Raw genomic sequence first — 354 nt, forward strand, 5'->3', positions numbered from 1 at the left:
GCAATGGGCCGCGAGACACTTTCCTGGCTCAGGAGCCAGCGGACTGCCCGGTCAAGGAGCCGGCGGATGTCCAGGTGCACAGTGCTCCAGTGCTCCGTTGGGAAGGACGCCGGCAGGCAGTTAAGTTCCGCCACCATGGCATCGAGCTCGTACACCTCACGAAGCGCCACGAATGCCTTGGCAACGGCTACTTCGCTGGCGGACGTTTCCTCCATGACCCGGAATGCGAAGGTGATGCCGCCGAGGTTTATCATGTCGTTGGCCACCACCGTGGCGATGATTTCGCGCCGCAGCGGATGGGTATCCAGCTCGGCGTCGAAACGCTCACGGAGCTGGTGCGGGAAGTAGGTACGC

General features: G+C 63.0%; 1 protein-coding gene. It reads right to left on the reverse strand.

Annotated elements, in window-relative coordinates; all coding sequences use genetic code 11:
* Positions 1 to 354 (reverse strand): hypothetical protein (locus tag AC1DKD_RS42570; protein WP_477144914.1); only part of this gene is annotated, 354 nt, incomplete at both ends.

Source organism: Cupriavidus sp. 05T313, from assembly GCF_056396665.1.